18 protein-coding genes are annotated in these 19,223 nt (G+C 41.7%); 8 read left to right on the forward strand and 10 right to left on the reverse strand.

Annotated elements, in window-relative coordinates; genetic code table 11:
• Positions 1-13: 13 nt before the first annotated feature.
• The 4 genes from QLH32_RS00845 (at position 14) to QLH32_RS00860 (ending at position 6,537) form a co-directional block, all read left to right on the forward strand.
• Positions 14-673, forward strand: coding sequence for an urea amidolyase associated protein UAAP2 (locus QLH32_RS00845; RefSeq protein WP_283267613.1), 660 nt, complete (start codon positions 14-16; stop codon positions 671-673).
• A complete protein-coding gene (uca, locus tag QLH32_RS00850; RefSeq protein ID WP_283267614.1) occupies positions 666-4,271 on the forward strand; it encodes an urea carboxylase in 3,606 nt (1,201 codons plus the stop codon). The genes QLH32_RS00845 and uca overlap by 8 nt, the downstream gene beginning before the upstream one ends.
• Positions 4,272-4,970: 699 nt before the next feature.
• Positions 4,971-5,408 (forward strand): CopG family ribbon-helix-helix protein, encoded by a 438-nt coding sequence (locus QLH32_RS00855; protein ID WP_283267616.1) that lies wholly within the window; start codon positions 4,971-4,973, stop codon positions 5,406-5,408.
• 97 nt (positions 5,409-5,505) lie between these two features.
• Complete coding sequence (locus QLH32_RS00860; protein ID WP_283267617.1) at positions 5,506-6,537, forward strand: ABC transporter substrate-binding protein; 1,032 nt, start codon at positions 5,506-5,508, stop codon at positions 6,535-6,537.
• Positions 6,538-6,604: 67 nt separating this feature from the next.
• Here the strand turns inward: QLH32_RS00860 and QLH32_RS00865 are convergent, their stop codons facing one another.
• The 7 genes from QLH32_RS00865 to yiaA form a co-directional block, all read right to left on the reverse strand.
• Entirely contained in the window at positions 6,605-6,934 is a 330-nt protein-coding gene (locus QLH32_RS00865; protein WP_279960014.1) for a DMT family transporter, read from the reverse strand.
• Positions 6,935-6,945: 11 nt separating this feature from the next.
• Positions 6,946-7,833 (reverse strand): hypothetical protein, encoded by an 888-nt coding sequence (locus QLH32_RS00870; protein ID WP_283267618.1) that lies wholly within the window; start codon positions 7,831-7,833, stop codon positions 6,946-6,948.
• The gene (locus QLH32_RS00875) at positions 7,833-8,834 is read right to left on the reverse strand and encodes an isopenicillin N synthase family dioxygenase (protein ID WP_283267619.1); all 1,002 of its coding nucleotides are present in this window, start codon (positions 8,832-8,834) and stop codon (positions 7,833-7,835) included. The genes QLH32_RS00870 and QLH32_RS00875 overlap by 1 nt, the downstream gene beginning before the upstream one ends.
• A gap of 75 nt (positions 8,835-8,909) precedes the next feature.
• Positions 8,910-9,785 carry an ABC transporter ATP-binding protein gene (locus QLH32_RS00880; protein WP_432442291.1) on the reverse strand — a complete coding sequence of 292 codons (876 nt, stop codon included), beginning with the start codon at positions 9,783-9,785 and terminating at the stop codon, positions 8,910-8,912.
• A complete protein-coding gene (locus tag QLH32_RS00885; RefSeq protein ID WP_283267620.1) occupies positions 9,785-10,723 on the reverse strand; it encodes an ABC transporter permease in 939 nt (312 codons plus the stop codon). The genes QLH32_RS00880 and QLH32_RS00885 overlap by 1 nt, the downstream gene beginning before the upstream one ends.
• 457 nt (positions 10,724-11,180) lie before the next feature.
• Positions 11,181-11,609, reverse strand: coding sequence for a hypothetical protein (locus QLH32_RS00890; protein WP_283267621.1), 429 nt, complete (start codon positions 11,607-11,609; stop codon positions 11,181-11,183).
• Between the two features lie 235 nt (positions 11,610-11,844).
• A complete protein-coding gene (gene yiaA, locus QLH32_RS00895; protein ID WP_283267622.1) occupies positions 11,845-12,309 on the reverse strand; it encodes an inner membrane protein YiaA in 465 nt (154 codons plus the stop codon).
• A gap of 246 nt (positions 12,310-12,555) precedes the next feature.
• Here yiaA and prfA point away from each other — a divergent pair, with 246 nt between their 5' ends.
• A complete protein-coding gene (gene prfA, locus QLH32_RS00900) occupies positions 12,556-13,644 on the forward strand; it encodes a peptide chain release factor 1 (protein WP_004677700.1) in 1,089 nt (362 codons plus the stop codon).
• Positions 13,644-14,471 carry a peptide chain release factor N(5)-glutamine methyltransferase gene (gene prmC, locus QLH32_RS00905; protein WP_283267624.1) on the forward strand — a complete coding sequence of 276 codons (828 nt, stop codon included), beginning with the start codon at positions 13,644-13,646 and terminating at the stop codon, positions 14,469-14,471. The genes prfA and prmC overlap by 1 nt, the downstream gene beginning before the upstream one ends.
• A 27-nt stretch (positions 14,472-14,498) precedes the next feature.
• On the opposite strand, the gene QLH32_RS00910 is transcribed toward prmC, so the two are convergent.
• On the reverse strand, positions 14,499-15,602 hold the full coding sequence (locus QLH32_RS00910) for an AraC family transcriptional regulator (RefSeq protein WP_283267625.1): 1,104 nt from the start codon (positions 15,600-15,602) through the stop codon (positions 14,499-14,501).
• A gap of 90 nt (positions 15,603-15,692) precedes the next feature.
• On the opposite strand from QLH32_RS00910, the gene QLH32_RS00915 reads away from it, so the two are divergent.
• Positions 15,693-16,463 carry a 3-hydroxyacyl-CoA dehydrogenase gene (locus QLH32_RS00915; protein WP_283267627.1) on the forward strand — a complete coding sequence of 257 codons (771 nt, stop codon included), beginning with the start codon at positions 15,693-15,695 and terminating at the stop codon, positions 16,461-16,463.
• Between the two features lie 156 nt (positions 16,464-16,619).
• A complete protein-coding gene (locus QLH32_RS00920) occupies positions 16,620-17,303 on the forward strand; it encodes a superoxide dismutase (RefSeq protein ID WP_283269258.1) in 684 nt (227 codons plus the stop codon).
• 55 nt (positions 17,304-17,358) lie between these two features.
• Here the strand turns inward: QLH32_RS00920 and QLH32_RS00925 are convergent, their stop codons facing one another.
• Together QLH32_RS00925 and QLH32_RS00930 are read right to left on the reverse strand one after the other, a co-directional pair.
• On the reverse strand, positions 17,359-17,931 hold the full coding sequence (locus QLH32_RS00925; protein ID WP_042893821.1) for a flavin reductase family protein: 573 nt from the start codon (positions 17,929-17,931) through the stop codon (positions 17,359-17,361).
• Between the two features lie 58 nt (positions 17,932-17,989).
• On the reverse strand, positions 17,990-19,009 hold the full coding sequence (locus QLH32_RS00930; RefSeq protein WP_283267628.1) for an AraC family transcriptional regulator: 1,020 nt from the start codon (positions 19,007-19,009) through the stop codon (positions 17,990-17,992).
• Positions 19,010-19,223: the final 214 nt, after the last annotated feature.

Below are 19,223 nucleotides of genomic sequence, written 5' to 3' on the forward strand. Positions count from 1 at the left end.
TGAGGAAGAAATCATGACCACATTACAATTTCAAAACACGGTTTTAGATGAAGTGTGTCCAGCAGGCGAAGCATGGATGTGCGAAGTCAAAAAAGGACAACTGTTTCGTATTGTTGATTTAGAGGGCAATCAGGCGGTGGATACCTTATTTATCAGCGCAGAAAATCCTGATGAACGTTATAGCGCAACCGATACCCTGACCCAAAACCAGCAAATTTATCTGGAGCAAGGTACGACTTTATATAGTAATTTTGCCCGTCCGATTGCCACCATTGTTGAGGATAATTGTGGGCGACACGATACTTTAGGCGGTGCGTGTTCCTGTGAAAGCAATACCGTGCGCTATGCCCACGATAAATATCCAATGCACAGTTGCCGTAACAATTTTATGTATGCAATTGCCAGACATCCGATTGCGCATAAACACCAACTGAATGTGCGCCATTTAGGACCCAATATTAATTTCTTTATGAATGTGCCTGTGACGCCAGCAGGGCATTTAATGTTTGATGATGGGGTTTCCGCAGCAGGAAAATATGTCGAGATTCGGGCGGAAATGGATTTAATTGTATTAATTTCCAATTGTCCGCAACTGAATAATCCATGTAATGCCTATAACCCAACGCCTATTCAACTGATTGTTCGTGAAGCGGAGGAGTTGAGCCATGTTTAATAAAGTTCTGATTGCCAATCGTGGTGCAATTGCCTGTCGTATCATTCGTACCCTGAAAAAATTAGGTATTCAATCGGTAGCTGTCTATTCCGAAGCGGATCGGGATTCCTTACATGTTACTTTAGCTGATGAAGCGGTATTTATTGGCGATTCTGCGGCACAGCAAAGCTATTTAAATATTGATAAAATTCTTGAGGTTGCCGAACAAACAGGTGCGCAGGCGATTCATCCAGGTTATGGTTTCCTTTCGGAAAATGCCGCTTTTTGTGATTTATGCGAGCAACAGGGCATTGTGTTTATTGGCCCAACATCGCAACAAATGCGGGATTTTGGTTTAAAACATACCGCCCGTGAATTAGCAATTCAAAACCATGTGCCATTATTGCCAGGTAGCCAACTGCTGAAAGATCAAGCGGAAGCTATCGCAGAAGCCTGTCGTATTGGCTATCCTGTGATGCTGAAAAGTACCGCAGGTGGTGGTGGGATCGGGATGCGTCTGGTCTGGAATGAAACAGAATTGCAGGAAGCCTATCAAACCGTTTCCTATCTGGCACAAGCCAACTTTAAAGATGCAGGCTTATATTTAGAAAAATTTGTACAAAATGCTCGCCATATTGAAGTACAGATTTTTGGCGATGGGCAGGGCAAGGTTCTTGCGTTAGGTGAACGTGATTGTTCAGTGCAACGCCGTAATCAGAAAGTGATTGAGGAAACGCCTGCGCCACATCTCAATGCTGAACAACGTAGCTATATTCAACAAGTTGCTATTCAACTGATGCAATCGGTGCACTACCGTTCTGCTGGAACAGTTGAATTTGTGATGGATACTGATACTCAGCAATTTTATTTCCTTGAGGTCAATACTCGGCTGCAAGTCGAGCATGGTGTGACGGAACAAGTCTTTGGCGTGGACTTGGTGGAATGGATGGTCACGCTGGCCAGTGGTGACTGGGTTGCACCAACTGAGCTTTTCGAGCCTAAAGGACATTCGATTCAGGTACGTCTATATGCCGAAGACCCGATCAAGAATTTCCAGCCAAGCGCAGGCTTGTTGACCAATGTCCAGTTTGATGCACATTCACGCGTAGAAACGTGGGTCGAAACAGGTTCAAATGTTTCTTCATTTTATGATCCGATGATTGCCAAGATTATCGTTACCGCAGATGACCGTGAATCAGCAATTACGGCCATGCAAAATAGCCTAAGCAATACGGAAATTGCAGGCATCGAAACCAATCTGGAATATTTACAGAATATTGTGAACTGTGACGTTTTTCATGCAGGCACACAAACCACTCGTTTCCTGAATACATTTGAATGGAAAACTGAAAAAATTGAAGTATTGCAGGCTGGGATTCAAACGGCTGTACAGGATGTCACAGGGCGTTTGGGCTATTGGGATGTCGGTGTACCGCCATCAGGGGCAATGGATGCGCTCAGCCTCAATGTTGCCAATCAACTGCTTGGCAACCCATTTAATACCGCAGGTCTGGAATGTACCCTGCAAGGGCCAACCCTGAAATTTCACTGTGACAGTCAAATTGCCTTAACAGGCGGTGACATGCAGGCAACGCTGGATGGTGTTGATGTTCCAATGTGGACAACGATTAATATCTGCAAAGGGCAAGTGCTGAAATGCGGGCGCATTATCACAGGATGTCGCAGCTATATTGGCATTAAAAATGGCCTAAAATTACCTGACTATCTGGGTAGCCAAGCCACCTTTACTTTGGGACAGTTTGGTGGACATGCAGGACGTAATCTGTTGATTGGTGATATGTTGCCGATTTCTGCTTACCACTCTACCGAAACTACCACATTAGAACCTACTCAAATTCCTGATTTTAGTCAGACATGGCAAATTGCGGTGATGTATGGCCCACATGGTGCGCCTGATTTCTTTACCGCTCAGGACATTTCTATGTTCTTTGCGCAAGAATGGGAAATTCATTTTAACTCCAGCCGTACAGGGATTCGCTTGGTCGGGCCAAAACCTGAATGGGCACGAATTGACGGTGGCGAAGCAGGACTACATCCATCCAATATCCATGACAATGCTTATGCGATTGGTGCGATTGATTTTACAGGCGATATGCCGATTATTCTGGGGCCAGATGGCCCAAGTTTAGGCGGTTTTGTCTGTCCTGCGGTGGTGATTCATTCTGAATTATGGAAACTCGGACAACTCAAGGCAGGTGACAAGGTTCAGTTTATTCCTGTTAGTTATCAGCAGGCACAGCTACTGGAACAACGTTATCAGGCTGCATTGCAGAGTGAAAACACTATTCAGGTTGATTTCTCGGTCAACATTCAAGCTGAACCCATCACCCTGAAAAATGCCGTATTGGCAATCTTGCAACAAGGTGCAGATAAACCAAGAGTGACTTATCGTCCAGCAGGTAACCAATATCTGTTGGTGGAATATGGTGATCTGGTACTGGATTTAAACCTGCGTTTCCGTATTCATGCCTTGATGCAATGGGTCAAATCGCAAAATATTCAGGGTATTATTGACCTGACACCAGGTATCCGTTCGCTCCAGATTCATTTTGATTCGACTGTTTTAGATCAACTGGATTTATTGCGTTTGTTGCAGGTGGCAGAAACCGAACTGCCTGATATTGAAAATATGCAGGTGCCATCCCGAACTGTGTATTTACCCCTCGCTTGGGAAGATTCGCAAACCCAATTGGCAACCGAAAAATACACCCAACTGGTACGACCTGATGCGCCGTGGTGTCCAGACAATATTGAATTTATTCGTCGTATCAATGGCTTGTCATCCAAGCAGGCGGTTAAGGATATTGTTTATAGTACTTCTTATCTAGTGATGGGTTTGGGTGATGTCTATCTTGGAGCACCTGTTGCCACACCGTTAGACCCACGACATCGTTTAGTCACGACCAAATATAACCCTGCACGGACATGGACACCTGAAAATGCTGTTGGTATCGGTGGTGCCTATATGTGTGTTTATGGTATGGAGGGACCAGGGGGGTATCAGTTTGTCGGGCGGACGACCCAAGTATGGAGTCGTTATCGCCAAAACCCGAATTTTGAGCAGCATAAGCCGTGGTTACTTCGATTCTTTGACCAGATCAAGTTTTATGAAGTGTCTGAATCGGAATTGATGGTAATGCGTGAGGATTTCAAGGCAGGACGCTTACAACTTAGAATTGAAGAGGGTGTGCTCAATCTCAAGGAATACAATGCTTTTCTTCAGGAGAATCAGGACAGCATTCAGGCATTTAAACAGGTACAGCAAAGCAATTTTGAAGCAGAACGGCAAAGATGGCATGAAGCAGGCTTGGCGGAGTACGTTTCTGAAGATCTGGATGTGATTGTTGATGATTCAGAAATTAACATACCGAATGGGGGCATGGTGGTGGAGTCGCACATGCCAGGTTCGGTCTGGAAAATTGAGTGTGCTGTGGGTGATGTCATTGAAGAGGGACAAACTTTGGCGGTGATTGAAGCCATGAAAATTGAAATCCCAATTGTCGCACCAGCAAAAATGCAGGTCGATCAGATTCTGATTGATAAAGCGCAAACGGTTAAAACAGGACAGGTATTATTTACTTTAGCTCCGATTGTATAAGAAGTTAACATTGCCCCATAAACTTTGAATAATCGAAAGCTTTTTGTATAGGCAATGCCTTACTTTTGACTGGGCAAAAGTAACAAAACCCCTTTGTTTGGCTGATGGTACTTCCCTGATACCACAGCCAAACGGGCGGCATCCATGCCGCCTCCACGATAGTAGATAAAGTTAAAAGTCCTTTATCGATTTAATTAGCGTGAGTTGAGTAAGAAATATGATACTCGGAAACGTCATCCGCAACTGTTCGAGACAGGATTTCATTAATAAAGTGCTGTTTCTGCGATTTATTAAACTAGCTGATGGTAGGCAACGAGTTTTGAGGTGAGCAGCGATAGCTGCGCAAGATGGTTGCCCTTGCGCAGCTTCGCTCCTCATCCCGAAAGAAAAGTAAGGCGAGCCTGAGCAAACCAAAGCGATTAAAGCTTTGGCGCAGCGCAAGACGTAGTGGCTGATTCAGAAATTTGGTGAGAACTCGGCAAGACTCCGTTTAGATAATTTAATAAAAAATTGGCATAGATACTGCATTAAATATTACGAATTAAAGAATGAGTAATACTGAGGTTGCCATGAAAAAACATCCAGTCATGAACCAGTACTTAAAAACGCTCCAGTTATTTTTAGTCAATCTGCTTACCGTAAGAGCAGGCTTATATATCAAGCAAACACCCAGCAATCTTAAGAAATAGTAGGTTGAGCATGAACAGTAAACCCAAGCTTTCACGTATCAGCATCACTGTTCCTGAAAATACAGTAGAAGCTTTAGACCAGAAGATCGTAGAAGAACACTATGAAAGCCGTTCACAGGCGATTGTAGACATGATCAATCATCACTTAATTGATCAGCATAGCTCAGATAATTCAGTGATGGTCGGGACACTGACATTGTTATACCAGCGTCGCACGGCAAATATCCGTCTACAGATTGGTGATCTGCAACATCAATATCTGGAACAGGTGATTAGCTCGCTGAGTGTACAGCTTGATGCGGAAAAGATTCTGGAAGTGATGTTATTGCAAGGCAAAAGCAATGATCTAAAACAGATCAGCCAGCAATTTATTGCACTGAAAGGTGTCATCAAGGGGCATCTGGAACTGATGGATGCTGTGATGCCACCGCTCCAGCAGAATGATTAGGGAGAAATACACACAGCAAGATGAAATACGCAATTTTAACGTTCAGGTTCTAAATCATCATCCATATCTGGATTGCATTCTATTCGGGGGTTCTGTAATGAAACATGCAATGACATCCTTATCTCTTTCTGTTCTATTGAGTTTTGCTGTAGCGGGTTGCGATAATTCAGCCAAAGTACCGACGGCCAGCCAGAAAGAAGAATCAAAAAATACTGCGACAACCACACCCATCACGATCGGTTATAGTGACTGGCCTGGTTTTGTCGCTTGGCAAGTGGCGATTGAAAAAGGTTGGCTCAAAGAGGCAGGGCTTAATGTTGAATTTAAATGGTTTGACTATTCGGCTTCACTGAATGCCTTTGCTGCCAATCAGCTCGATGCGGTACTGACCACCAATGGCGACAACCTTGTCACAGCATCAGGTGGCACCAAGGGTATGATGATTATGGTCACCGATTATTCCGCAGGTAATGACGTGATTATTGCCAAGCCAGGCATCAACTCAGTGACGGATTTAAAAGGTAAATCGGTGGCAACCGAAAAAGGTCTGGTGGATCATTTGCTTCTTTCGACTGCTTTGACCGATGCCAACATTCCATTAACAGACATTAAACTGGTCAATTCTGTCACCAATGAATTACCACAGGTGTTTGCCAGCCCAGAAGTATCTGCAATCGCTGTGTGGCAACCTGTGGCAAATCAAGCCTTAAAAGCAGTTGCAGGCTCAAAAATTATCTATAGTTCCAAAGATAAGCCAGGTCTGATCTATGATGGTGTATCTGTGAATATGAGCCACTTATCCGCGCATAAAGAGGAATGGAAAAAGCTGATTCAGGTCTGGGATAAAACGGTCAAATATATTAATGATCCTGCCACACATGCCGATGCGGTCAAGATCATGTCCAATCGGGTTGGGGTCGATCCTGCCCAGTATGAACAATTTGTGGGTGGCACTCATTTACTTGATCTGGCGGGCAATAAAAAAGCCTTTGTAAAAAATGATAGTTTTGATTCGGTCTATGGGTCTTCTTATCATGTAAATCAGTTTAATGTAAACAATGGCATCTATAAAACCGCCGTTGATGTGGATGGTCTGATTTATCCTGATTTGGTGAATGAATTGAAATAATCAAAGGACTGATATAAAAAATGCTTCAAGGATGAAGCATTTTTTATGCAAAAATTTATATAAAAATTTAAAGATGAGTACTTTTTGAAAAGACATTGATCACGATAATGCCTGCAATCATCATACTTAAACCAATAAATGCCGCCAGATCCAGAGACTGCTTGAAGAAAAACCAGCCAATACTGGAAATAAGAATAATCCCAGCACCCGACCAGATTGCATAGGCAATACCGACTGGAATAAATTTTAGGGTTAAGGATAAGAAATACAAGGAAATCGCATAGCCCACCGCTGTGATGAGTGAGGGCAGAGGAACGCTAAATCCATTTGAGGCTTTGAGTGCAGAAGTGGCGATCACTTCCGCAATAATTGCAATCATCAAATATAAATAGGGCAAATCAGGCTCCTTTATTCAACCACTTGAGCATTTTTAAGCAAATGATCCTGTTCCTGCTGTAACCAGTGATGGCTTGCATCAGAGGTGTTGGATTCACGTACAAACTGGAACTCAGGCTGGTACAGGTCAAGCTGAAAATAACAGCGGTAATCTTCCCCATGAATCTGGCGAATTTGTGTAATAATGCCCTGATCATTCAATTCAAAATCATTCAATTTTATAGATTCACCGACATGCTGGCTTTGCGTACTATATTGAATTTTCTGACTATTTAATGCCACAGAAACTTCATAGCTTTCAATTTCTGCTTCATTTATGACATTTTGTGCCAGTGCCTGATCAAGTCTGAAAAAGTTTGAAAGTATGTCTTGAATCTGTGGCAGTCGGGATTGTGCATAGGCAATATGTTCTCCTGCCATAATCAATCCACCATCCATTGCACACACTTCACCATTACCCAGATGTTGTACCTGATACAAGCGTAAACCGAGCAATGGCCCTGTATGCGACAATTGTCGCCAGTCTTCTACATAGGCATTGGAGGGTGAAAACTCCAATAGGCAATTACCTACCGCATGTAATGTGGCAGGTTCTGGCCACTGGATCCGTGGTTGGTAGCTTTGCTGAACCTCCCATGACAGCAATTGCTGTGCATGATCCCAAACCGTATCGCCAATCCAGCCTTGTCTTTCAGTGATGGGAGTAAAGCGTGCATCTGACAAGCGTAGATCAAGCGTAAATGTTCGGGACTGAAACCAGTAAACAATGGTGTGTTCGTCGGTCAGTCCATTATAAAAACTGATACTTTTACGCCTAAAACTACCGAGTAAATAATGGGGTAAACTGACTTGCTGTAGATCAGTGGGACTTAACTGCTGCAATAATTCATTTAAATCCATTATTTTTCTCCAGTTTCAGTCAAACCAAAAGAAGAGAGTGGCATGGCATTATTCAGTTGAATTTCGTTACGTGCGATACGTTGTTTTAAATAGCTAAAAGTCTGTGCAGTCTGATTAAATAAATGTTCACCGCCTTTTAGCGGTTGATATTTTGGCACTTCATTAGGCATGACAGGCTGGATCAGATAATCATAGTCACAGGAGAAAAATAAGGGGAATGAATAACGTTCTTCCTTGACCCGTTTGACCCGATGTTTGGTGGCGATATAATGCCCATTGGATAAAATTTCCATCATGTCACCGATATTCAGGATCATGGTATTTTCAACCAGAGGAATATCCGTCCATTCACCTTGTTTGTTGAGTACCTGCAAGCCAGGTGCAGTCGGAAATAACAGGGTAAAACATTCATAATCGGTATGTGCGCCAATGCCCATGGCATCTTCAGCATCAGGATTATAAGGATAATGAATCAGCCTGAGCTGACTGGGCGCATGTTGCAAATGTGCATCAAAAAATTGTTCTTCCAGCCCCAGAGCCAACGCAAAGGCATGAAAAAGTTGATGTCCGACATCCTTGATATGCTGATAATAGCTCAGGACATTTTGTTTAAATTCTGCATCATCGGGCCACTGCGTTGGGCCGACCAAGGGGCGACGATTTTCGCTTGCCAGATAATCATAATTGACATCGTAGGTTTCTTTTAAATCGTAAGTATTGCTTTTAAAACGTTCCTCACCAATCGGCACATAGCCACTATGATTCTCAGACAGGCCAATATAGTTTTGCATTTTTTTTGCTTCATCCTGAGCGAAATAGCGTTGTGCAGTTTGCACCAGTTGCTGAAAGAGCGCAGGTTGTAACTGATCACCGCGAATATATAAAAAACCGACTTCACGGCAGGCCTGATCCAGTTCCTGTGCGACCTGTAATCGTTCCTCAAGCTGTGGACTGGTCAATTTTGAAATATCGACCAAGGGTAAAACATAATCCTGTTTCATGCGTCACACCATTTAGCTGGTCGTCCAGCACATAAATAAAACGCTTTGGGTCGTCCCAAAGGTTATACAAAATCTTTATTCAGCATCGACCTGCGTCATACGGGGAATTTTTGGCAAATGGGTCAAGGCAGGATCAAGCTCATCTTCCTGAGCATGCACCAGTTGATCCACCTTGTTTCTCAGGCGTTGAAACTCAGGCGTATTCATCAGTTCCGTGCCGCGCGGACGGGGCAAATCCACTTCAATAATTTCCTTGATTTCGCCAGGATTGGCCTTGAGCGCCACAATACGATCAGCCAATAGAATCGCTTCATCCATGTCATGGGTGACAAAAATAATGGTGATATCAATGTTTTGCCATAAATCCATCAAATGTCGCTGCATCTTCTGGCGGGTATGCGGGTCAAGCGCACCAAACGGTTCATCCATCAATAAAATCTTGGGTTCATTAACCAAGGCACGGGCAATTGCAACCCGTTGTTTCATCCCGCCTGACAGTTGGTGCGGATACTGGTTTTCGTATTTTTCCAGCCCAATGATATTGATCCATTCCCGAGCCATTTCTTCGGCACGAGTGGTACTGATGCCTTTCATCAATGGCCCAAACATGACATTTTGCTTGACCGTTTTCCACGGAAACAGGGTATAGCCCTGAAACACCATGCCACGTTCTGGGCTGGTGCCTGTGATGGCTTGACCATCCACGAGAATCTCACCACTATGATAAGGGTCTAAACCAGCCACCACACGGCTCAAGGTGGATTTACCACAACCTGACGGGCCAATCACACAGACAAACTCACGTTTATGAATTTTTAAATCCAGTTGATTGAGAATGGTGCGTTGCTCTTTGCCATGATAAAAGACCTGTGTCAGTTTTTTTGCTTCCAGAATCACAGGACGAGCATAAATTTGTTCAAAATAAACATTCGCATCAAATTGAGTTTCCATTATTTTGCTCCTGCTTTCCATTTAAATAGACGTTCGCCTAATTTCATCAACATCACATCGGTGACCAAACCAATCACACCAATAATTAAGATAGCGGCATAGACATTCTCAAAATTCTGGTAACGGGCTTGTTGAGTGATAAACCATGTAATCCCCGAAGTGGCCCCGATCAATTCTGATACGATTAAATAAGTCCACGCCCAGCCCAATAACACGCGTAAATCACGGTAAATATCAGGCAGTGCCGCAGGAATCACCACATGGAACAGACTTTTGGCTTTATTGGTTCCCAGCGTATAACCCGCTTCAATCAAACCTCGATCCACCATGCGGGTGGTATTGGCAATAATCAGGATTTGCTGAAATAAAGTGCCGATCACGATAATGGCAATTTTAGGTGCATCATTAATGCCCAAAATGGCAACTGCCAATGCGCCAAATGCAGGCGCAGGTAGATAACGGAAAAACTCGACAAAGGGTTCATTCAATCGGGAAATCGTGGCAGAAAACCCAGACAAAATACCTAGTGGAATACCAATCAATGAGGAAATAAAGAAAGCGATAAAGACAATCTTGATACTATGCCACAGGCTTTGATGTAGCCACGGTGCATCAGGCTGTTGTGGTGGTGTGGTAAAGGAAGTAACCAGCGCTTTGGCTACCTCATGGGGCGCAGGCAGATAAATCGGATTGACCAAAATCCCATTAGGTGGTGTTTTGCCTGCATCGACTGCCTGCTGCGCTTCACGATAAAAGGCATTTTTTTCAATGCGTGTGCCGACCTGTAAATAAGACACACTGCCAGAATCGGTAATTTGTACCTGTGGATGCCAGATAAAGGGCAGGTAACTGACGCAACTCCAAATCAGGATGGGAATCAGGAAAGACCCCAAACTTAACAAAAGTTTTTTCTTTTTTGACAATACTGAATCATGCATAGGTTTGTACCTATCGAGTAATACGATTTCTTAAAAACGTAATACTTTAAGCAATTTTGATGCCATTCCTGAGACTAGGACGAAGTGGATGATTTAAAGGATGGCTGATAAGAAAGCTTCATCAATTTATTGAGATTTAATTATTTATCTATTTGATTTTTAATTAATTTAAAATTTAATCCGATAAGTGGAAAATTTTCATAGTGGAAACATCAACCTGATCATAAAGATATTTATATGACAAGTTATGGAGCAGGGTAGCTCAATTCTTTATCAACAACCCATACATGCACAGAAAAAAAGCACGTATGCTCCACCTGCAAACTTGGATGATGCACTCGGTGCTTATTGTATCTGTATAAAAAGAAACACTATGGAGTTGATTGAATGCATTAAAATCAAATGCTATTAGAAATTTTAATCGTAAAAAAGCGCCCAAAGGCGCTTTTCTAAAATATCAGTGATGACGATGCTTTCTTTTTTTCTTGTATTTTTTAGACTGGTAATTGTCATAGTCGCGGTCCTGACCAACTTTACGACCCAAAGCTGAACCACCTGCGGCACCTGCAGCAGCACCAATATAACCGCCCGTTGTACCACCTACATTTTTACCAACAGTATAGCCGCCTACGCCACCTAAACCGCCACCAATCGCGGCTTCCGTACGGGTATGTTTGCTACTTGCCGCAGCCGCCCCACCAGCACCGCCAAGTGCGGAACCAATCATGGCACCATTGTTGCCACCGATCTCTTTACCAATTGCAGTACCCACTACACTCCCTAGTGCAGACGTTGCAGCAACACGTGTAGCATTATCAGCATGGGCTGTGGTCACTAAAGTTGAGCTTGCTAAAATCGCACCCAATAACAAAATATTCGCTTTCATTTTGACTCCATGTTCCTAGTGATAGGACATCTTTTGTAATTGAGGCAAATGTAACAAAGTTTGAGAAGAAAATTGTGGAGATGGCTTCTGAAATTATTACGATTTGGTGTCTGGATTGTAGCGTTTTGTATCGGTGAATAAATTTAAATGAGAAATACTGATGATAAAACATAGTGATAGTAAATATCGTCACCGCATAAAGGACGCTCCCTGATTGAACTTCCTTAAGCTAAATTTAATCTTGCTGTTCATCTCTTGATGAGTCCTCTATTTTTAACTGGCGAGGGTTCAATTCAGTTTGCAGGCGCAGATAATTTAAGTCACGGATATTCTTTTGCGTGGCAACTACACCGAATAAACTCATCATAAAAGACATGATATAAAAGCCTTTTTCGCTCATCAGCATGTCAGCATTCCATAGGCTGATCAATAATAATACGATACACACCGCCATAGAGGCCCAGCACAGTCCATAATAAATGGCAGTCACAGGAATATCCTCCAGTTTATCACGTACTGTTTTCTGCAAAGATGCTGCCGAAAATAGTCCATATAGCAAGATAACAAAATAATAGCCTTTTTCGTGTAATGGTATATTGGCATTCCATAGCCCGATCATGAATCCGACTGCTCCAGCAAGTAAAGCAACCCAACTTGCCGCAATAAATGCGGAGGTTGGACGGTTAATAAAATTATTCATAAACATTATCCTGTTGTTTTATCTTTTTATTTGTCCCTAATTATTTATATCGGAGCATAAATCCGAGAACAAGTGTCCACAACCAAAACTGAACAATTTATGATGAAATGATGGCGAATGGGTAAGTTAGCCCGTTTCTCTATGTCTTTTAAGCACCAGAATCTGTACACTATGCGCAATTTTTTAATGTTAATTGTGCGGTATATGTTGCATTCGCACAAACCTGAATTTTGAGATATTTCGCCCATGAAAGCATCACTCCGCTTAAGACTGGATCAACTTTGTGATCGTCATGAAGAGCTGACTGCATTACTCGCTGATGTAGAAGTGATTTCGGACAATAAACGTTTTCGTAAACTGTCCCGTGAACATAATGACTTAACTGAAATCACTGAGGTTTGGGGTAAATATCGTCAGGCTGAGGAAGATATTGAAACAGCCGAGATGATGAAATCTGATCCAGATTTCAAGGATATGGCAGAAGAAGAAATCAAGGCCAATAAAGAGCTTCTGGTGGAACTGGAAGATCAACTGAATGTGTTGATGATTCCAAAAGATCCAAATGATGCCAATGCGGCGTACCTGGAAATTCGTGCGGGAACAGGCGGTGACGAAGCTGCGATTTTCTCAGGTGATTTGTTCCGTATGTATAGCAAATATGCCGAGAATCAAGGCTGGCGTATCGAAGTGCTTTCAGAAAATGAAGGTGAGCATGGTGGTTATAAGGAAGTGATCTGCCGTGTCGATGGTGAGGGTGTCTATGGTCGCCTGAAATTTGAAAGTGGTGCACACCGTGTACAGCGTGTGCCTGCAACCGAATCACAAGGTCGTGTGCATACTTCGGCATGTACAGTTGCCATTCTGCCAGAAGTTGATGTCGATACCACAGTAGAAATCAATCCTGCTGATTTACGTATTGATACCTACCGTGCATCGGGTGCGGGTGGTCAGCACATTAACAAAACTGATTCTGCGGTGCGTATTACCCACATTCCATCAGGTGTGGTGGTGGAGTGTCAGGAAGAACGTTCCCAGCATAAGAACAAAGCCAAAGCGATGGCGTTGTTAGTATCACGTTTAGAAAATGCAAAACGTGCGGCGGCTGATGCAGCAACCTCTGAAATGCGTCGTGATCTGGTAGGTTCGGGTGATCGTTCTGAGCGTATTCGTACTTATAACTATCCGCAAGGGCGGATGACCGATCACCGCATCAATTTAACCTTGTATAAATTGGATGCGATTATGGAAGGTGATTTAACTGAATTGCTCGACAGCCTGCATCGTGAATATCAGGCAGATCAGTTGGCAATGCTGGCACAGGAAAATGGCGGCTAATGAATATTGCTCAGGCTTTAGAGATGAAAGGCGAAATTGATAGCTATGAACGTCAGGAAGCTGCTTGGCTACTTGAGCATATTATAGGTGTCAGTGTTTTAGAGCTTAAATTTAGGCCTGAGCAGGAATTGACAGAAATTCAGCAGCAAACTTATTTGGATGGGCTGGCCCGAATTGAACAGGGTGAGCCTTTGGCCTATGTCACAGGCTCACAACCATTCTGGACGCTGGATTTAAAAGTCACCCATGACACTTTGGTGCCACGTCCTGATACTGAAATTCTGGTGGAAACGGTTTTAAATCTTCCGCTTGCTCAAGATGCCACTATTGTTGATCTAGGCACGGGCACAGGCGCAATTGCATTGGCACTTGCCAGTGAACGTCCTAAATGGCAAGTCACGGCAACTGATATCTATGAACCAACGCTGGATGTCGCCAAAGAAAATGCTTTAAAGCATGGATTATCTCAGGTCAAGTTTGCCTGTGGGGCTTGGTTTGAAGCTTTAGATCAAAAAAAGTTTGACCTGATTGTCTCCAATCCACCTTATATTGATCCTGATGATATCCACATGCAAAAGCTGAAATCTGAACCTGAACGGGCGTTGATTGCAGCCAATCATGGTCTGGCGGATATTGAAACGATTATTAGTCAAGGCAAAGACTGGTTAAAGCTACATGGCTGGATTGTGCTTGAACATGGTTATGATCAAGGTCAGGCGGTGCGTGACATCTTTGAGCAGTACGGTTTTAACCAAATACAGACCATCAAGGATTATGGTAGTAATGATCGGGTTACGCTTGCACAGTTATTATTCTTAATAGATTAAAAATCTATTTAAGGATTTTCAACAGGATTATAGGGAACCCATCACAGTTTTCTTGAGTGTCTTGGCACGATAAGCCCCTGGACTGACACCTGTCCATTTTTTAAAGGCGCGGTGAAAGGCACTTGGGTCATGAAAGCTGAGATCATCACTGATATTTTGAATGGAATCATTGGTTTTGCTTAAACGCTCAATGGCAATATCACAGCGAATATCATTTTTAAGTTGCTGGTAACTGACACCCTCCTGTTTTAGGCGGCGCTGAATGGTTGCGGTTGACATATTCAACTGCTGGGCAATATCTTTTAGCTCAGCCCAGTCAGACGGTGGTTGTAATAAAAGCTGACGACGAATTTGCAGGCTTAAGGAATTTTCATTCTTAAAACGGACGATCAGGTTATAAGGCGTATGCTTGAGAAAATCATTCAATGCCTGTTTATCTTTCTTAATTTTATGCTTGAGATAATGCGCATCAAACTCAATTGTGTTGAGTTCAGCATTAAACTGGATATTTTCACAAAAACGTACCCGATAATCCTGTATTTCTACAGGTTGATGGCATTTAAACGTCATTTTCTGAAAATGGATACGCTGGTCACTCAGCCAGCACATCAGGCTATGGACCAGCATTAAGAACGTGGCATAACTAAACATACGCTTTGGTTGTTCACGATCATGCAGGATTAAAAAAGCCTTTGAACCTTGTTGAACCAGTTCACCCTGAATATCATCTAAAACCAAAGCTAAAAATTTGAGGATTTCCTCAATCGCCTGTTGTAAGGTTTCAGCGTTGAACGCCAGTTTTGCCAAGAGCTTATAACTGCCGCGGCGCATGGGATGAGTATCCATTCCCAGAAACTCATCATTCATGCTTTCTGCAAGCTCAACCCATAATTGTGCGCACTGGGCCACAGGAACGCGTGCTTTGGTTGAGGTCAACAGTTCTGCTGAAATTCCAGCCTTATTTGCAATATGGACAATATTTAAACCCCGACTTGCGGCAACACTCAACGCTTCACGAATCAAGGCATTTGAGATCGTGTCTTTGGTAGAGTTATGGTCTGGATTTTGATTCTGGATCATACGCAAATGAAGTAGGGAAGAATAAATAGGATGAATGCTCAAAAGTCGCATCAAATTTGCTACTTTTTGGAATTGTATCGGAAAAAGCTTGCCTTTACTCTCACTTATAAAAATTTATCGTTCATTTAACAGGAAATTTACATGAAAATTCAAGGAAAACATTTTGTTATTACGGGTGGTGGCTCTGGTTTGGGAGCAGCAACCGCAGAATATTTAGTTGAAAAAGGAGCATCCGTTACGCTGGTTGATATGAATGTTGAGGCAGGTGAACAACAGGCACAGGCATTGGGTGAAAAAGCTGAGTTTGTAAAGCTGGATGTGACTGATGAACAGGCAGCGGAACAATTCTTTAAAGATGTCGTTGCCAAGCATGGCAGTTTACATGGTTTGGTCAACTGTGCAGGCATCGGCCCATCTGCAAAAGTCCTTGGTAAAGAAAGTGTGCATGATTTGGGAATGTTCTCTAAAACCTTGCAGATCAATGTAACTGGTACATTTAACATGCTACGTTTTGCTGCCGATGCCATGAGTAAAAATACCGTTGAGGCAGGCGATGAAGACCGTGGTGTGATTGTCAATACGGCCTCGGTTGCGGCTTTTGATGGTCAGATTGGTCAGGCTGCCTATTCAGCTTCAAAAGGTGCGGTGGTTGCCATGACTTTACCGATTGCCCGTGAATTGGCACGCCATGCAATCCGTATTATGGTCATCGCACCAGGTATCATGGAAACACCGATGCTTAAAGGTCTACCACAAAATGTACAAGATGCATTAGGTCAAATGGTTCCGTATCCATCGCGTTTAGGTCGTCCTGAAGAATTTGCGCGCTTGGTTGCACATATTGCTGAAAACTCATATTTAAATGGTGAAGTAATTCGCTTAGACGGCTCGATTCGTATGGCTGCAAAATAAAAATATCTTTATATAAATAAAAGCGATGATTGGTTCATCGCTTTTATGTTTTTAATAAGTAGTAAAATGTATCTTTGGTATATAGTTATTTGACCTGCTTTGGATTTGCTTATATTTTTGATAATGAAAATGATTATCAATTTATGGGATCTAATGATGCGGATGTTAAATAAAAGCCTATTTTCATTGATGTTATGTGCAGGATTAAGTGTGCCTGCCTATGCGGAGTTTAAGCAAGCACCATTACCTTATAAAAGTGATGCACTAGAACCTGCGATTGATCAAAAAACGATGGAAATACATTACGCAAAGCATCACAAAGCTTATGTTGATAATTTAAATGCTCAGATTAAATCCTATCCAGAGCTTGATAAATTAAGTATTGAACAAGTCCAAGCACAAATTTCTAAATATAATTCAGCAGTACGAAACAATGGTGGTGGGCATTTTAACCATGCTTTCTTTTGGGAAAGTTTAGCACCGACCAATAAAACTGGTAAGGTTAGTGCAAAGCTACTAAAACAAATCAATCAAGATTTCGGCTCATTTGAAGCCTTCCAAGATAAATTCAATCAGGCTGCAACAGGTCGTTTTGGCTCGGGTTGGGCATGGTTAATCTTGAATGATGCAGGTCAATTAGAGATTGTTTCAACGCCAAATCAAGATAATCCTTTAATGGATATTGCGGAGAAGAAAGGACAGCCACTTTTAGGTTTGGATGTTTGGGAACATGCTTATTATCTTAAATATCAAAATCGCAGAGCAGACTACACCAAAGCTTTTTGGTCTCTTGTAAACTGGAATACTGTAAATCAGCGTTATGATGCTGCAATTAAATAGTCTTTAAATTATTCATGTGAGAAGCGCTGCTAAGTGCATCGCTTCTGTGTTTGATTTACTCTGCTTTCACTTCTTCGCCAATTAAATAAAACGTACCACCAGCAATATAGTGTAGGCTTTTCAGGTTTTTATGCTCTTCCGAAAAATGCCAGTGACCATCGCGGAAAACACGCGTATCAGCCCAAGCAGCAATAACAGAGCCGATAAATAAATCATGGGTTTGCTGATTGTGTGCTTCTGGTATCAGCTTGCATATTAACCAACCAATACTTCCACTGACTAATGGTACAGAATAGTTTTCTTGATAAAAGACTTCAGTTTTACAGGTTTGTAATTTCTCAGGATCATCAAATTGACTGATGTTTCCAAGCTGATGAACCATGTTGAGTTGTTCATAACACGGAACCTGTAATGCAAAATAGCCACTTTTCTCCACGAGTTCTCTCGTCTTCGTAGTTTTGTCTAAAACCACAGTAACTTTTGCTGGAGAAAATTCTAAAGCACATGCCCATGCTGCTGCCATAACATTGACTTCATCATTATGCTGAGCAGAAACAAGTACAGTTGGACCATGATTAAGTAAGCGATAAGATTTAGATAACTCGACGGGTGCAATGTGTTGATTCATTACTTCATGTCCTAAAACAGCAATTCAAATGTATCTATATTTGATTTTAAGTGAAGGCTTATTCAAGCGCCCAGCGTTTAACTGCGCGATTAAAACTTGAAGTTGAAGCATAACCTAACTGTTTTGCGATTTGATCTTTTGAGGCGAAGGGACTTAACATCAATTTTTGTGCCTTTGTTTTGCGTACATCATCGTATAAGCTCTGAAAACTTACAGATTTTTCTTGAAGCATTCGTTGTAAAGTTCTTTTGGTAAGGTTTAATTTTTGAGCAACTTGATCAATTCCAAGTAAGCCCTCGATTGGATCATCGATTAGCTGTTTAACCCGATATAAAATATCCTGTGTGGCAACTAATTCATCGAGTTCTTTTTGACAAAGTTGTTTAAACTTTTCTGAAGTTAAAGGGTCCGAAAGACTTAACGGTGTGTATAGTTGCTCATTAGGTATAACTATTGCTGTCATTTTTTGTTCATATAAAACTTCACTAAATAATGAAGACAATAAATTTTCATATTTTGAAAAATAACCTGGCTTTTTACATTGTAAATAAAGCGTAGGTGCAAAATCAGGAATATATGATTTAAATACATTTACAAAACCTTGCACAAAAAATGAGATGCAAAATTCGTAATATACTAAGTCACTATTATTTTTCAAATCTAATACTGATTTTTCATAAGTTATATAATATGTGGCTGAATTGTCATCTATAATTAAATCAGGAATAACAAAAGTACAAATCATATTTATATATTTGTTGATGGTCTGAATAGCATCATGTAAGTTTTTAGAAATTATAAATGTAAATCCTAACAATCCATGTGAGCTAATTTTAAGATGCGAACCAGCATAGAAACCAATACCTTCTTCTTTAGTAAGTTCTATTAATCGTGAAATTAGTTTTTTAAATGACCTTAATGTTATTTGATAATCCAAACTACTAAGCTGATCTTTGTCTATACCGGTCCCCCAAAAAATTTCTGTGGGCGTAAAATTCCAATCCGCAGCGACTTCAGCTAATAGGTGTGCATACAAACCACTTATAAGGTGCTGATTATTTGCATAATCTCTTTTCATAACCTTACTTAAATCTACTACATACACGATTTTATATTATACCTTTTTTAAAATTAACGCTTATCATTTTTCCCTAACCAGTATAAAAAAATGTCGTCTGAAGTTGTTTGTTTGGCATCCATTGTTCAGCTAGTGAAATGCTATATTTTAATTTTGATTTTATAATACATAACGCACTCACTCTATATGTAGAGAGTTAAATAATCTTATTCTA

The sequence above is a fragment of the Acinetobacter corruptisaponis genome (assembly GCF_030053775.1).
GTDB classification, from domain to species: Bacteria; Pseudomonadota; Gammaproteobacteria; order Pseudomonadales; family Moraxellaceae; genus Acinetobacter; species Acinetobacter corruptisaponis.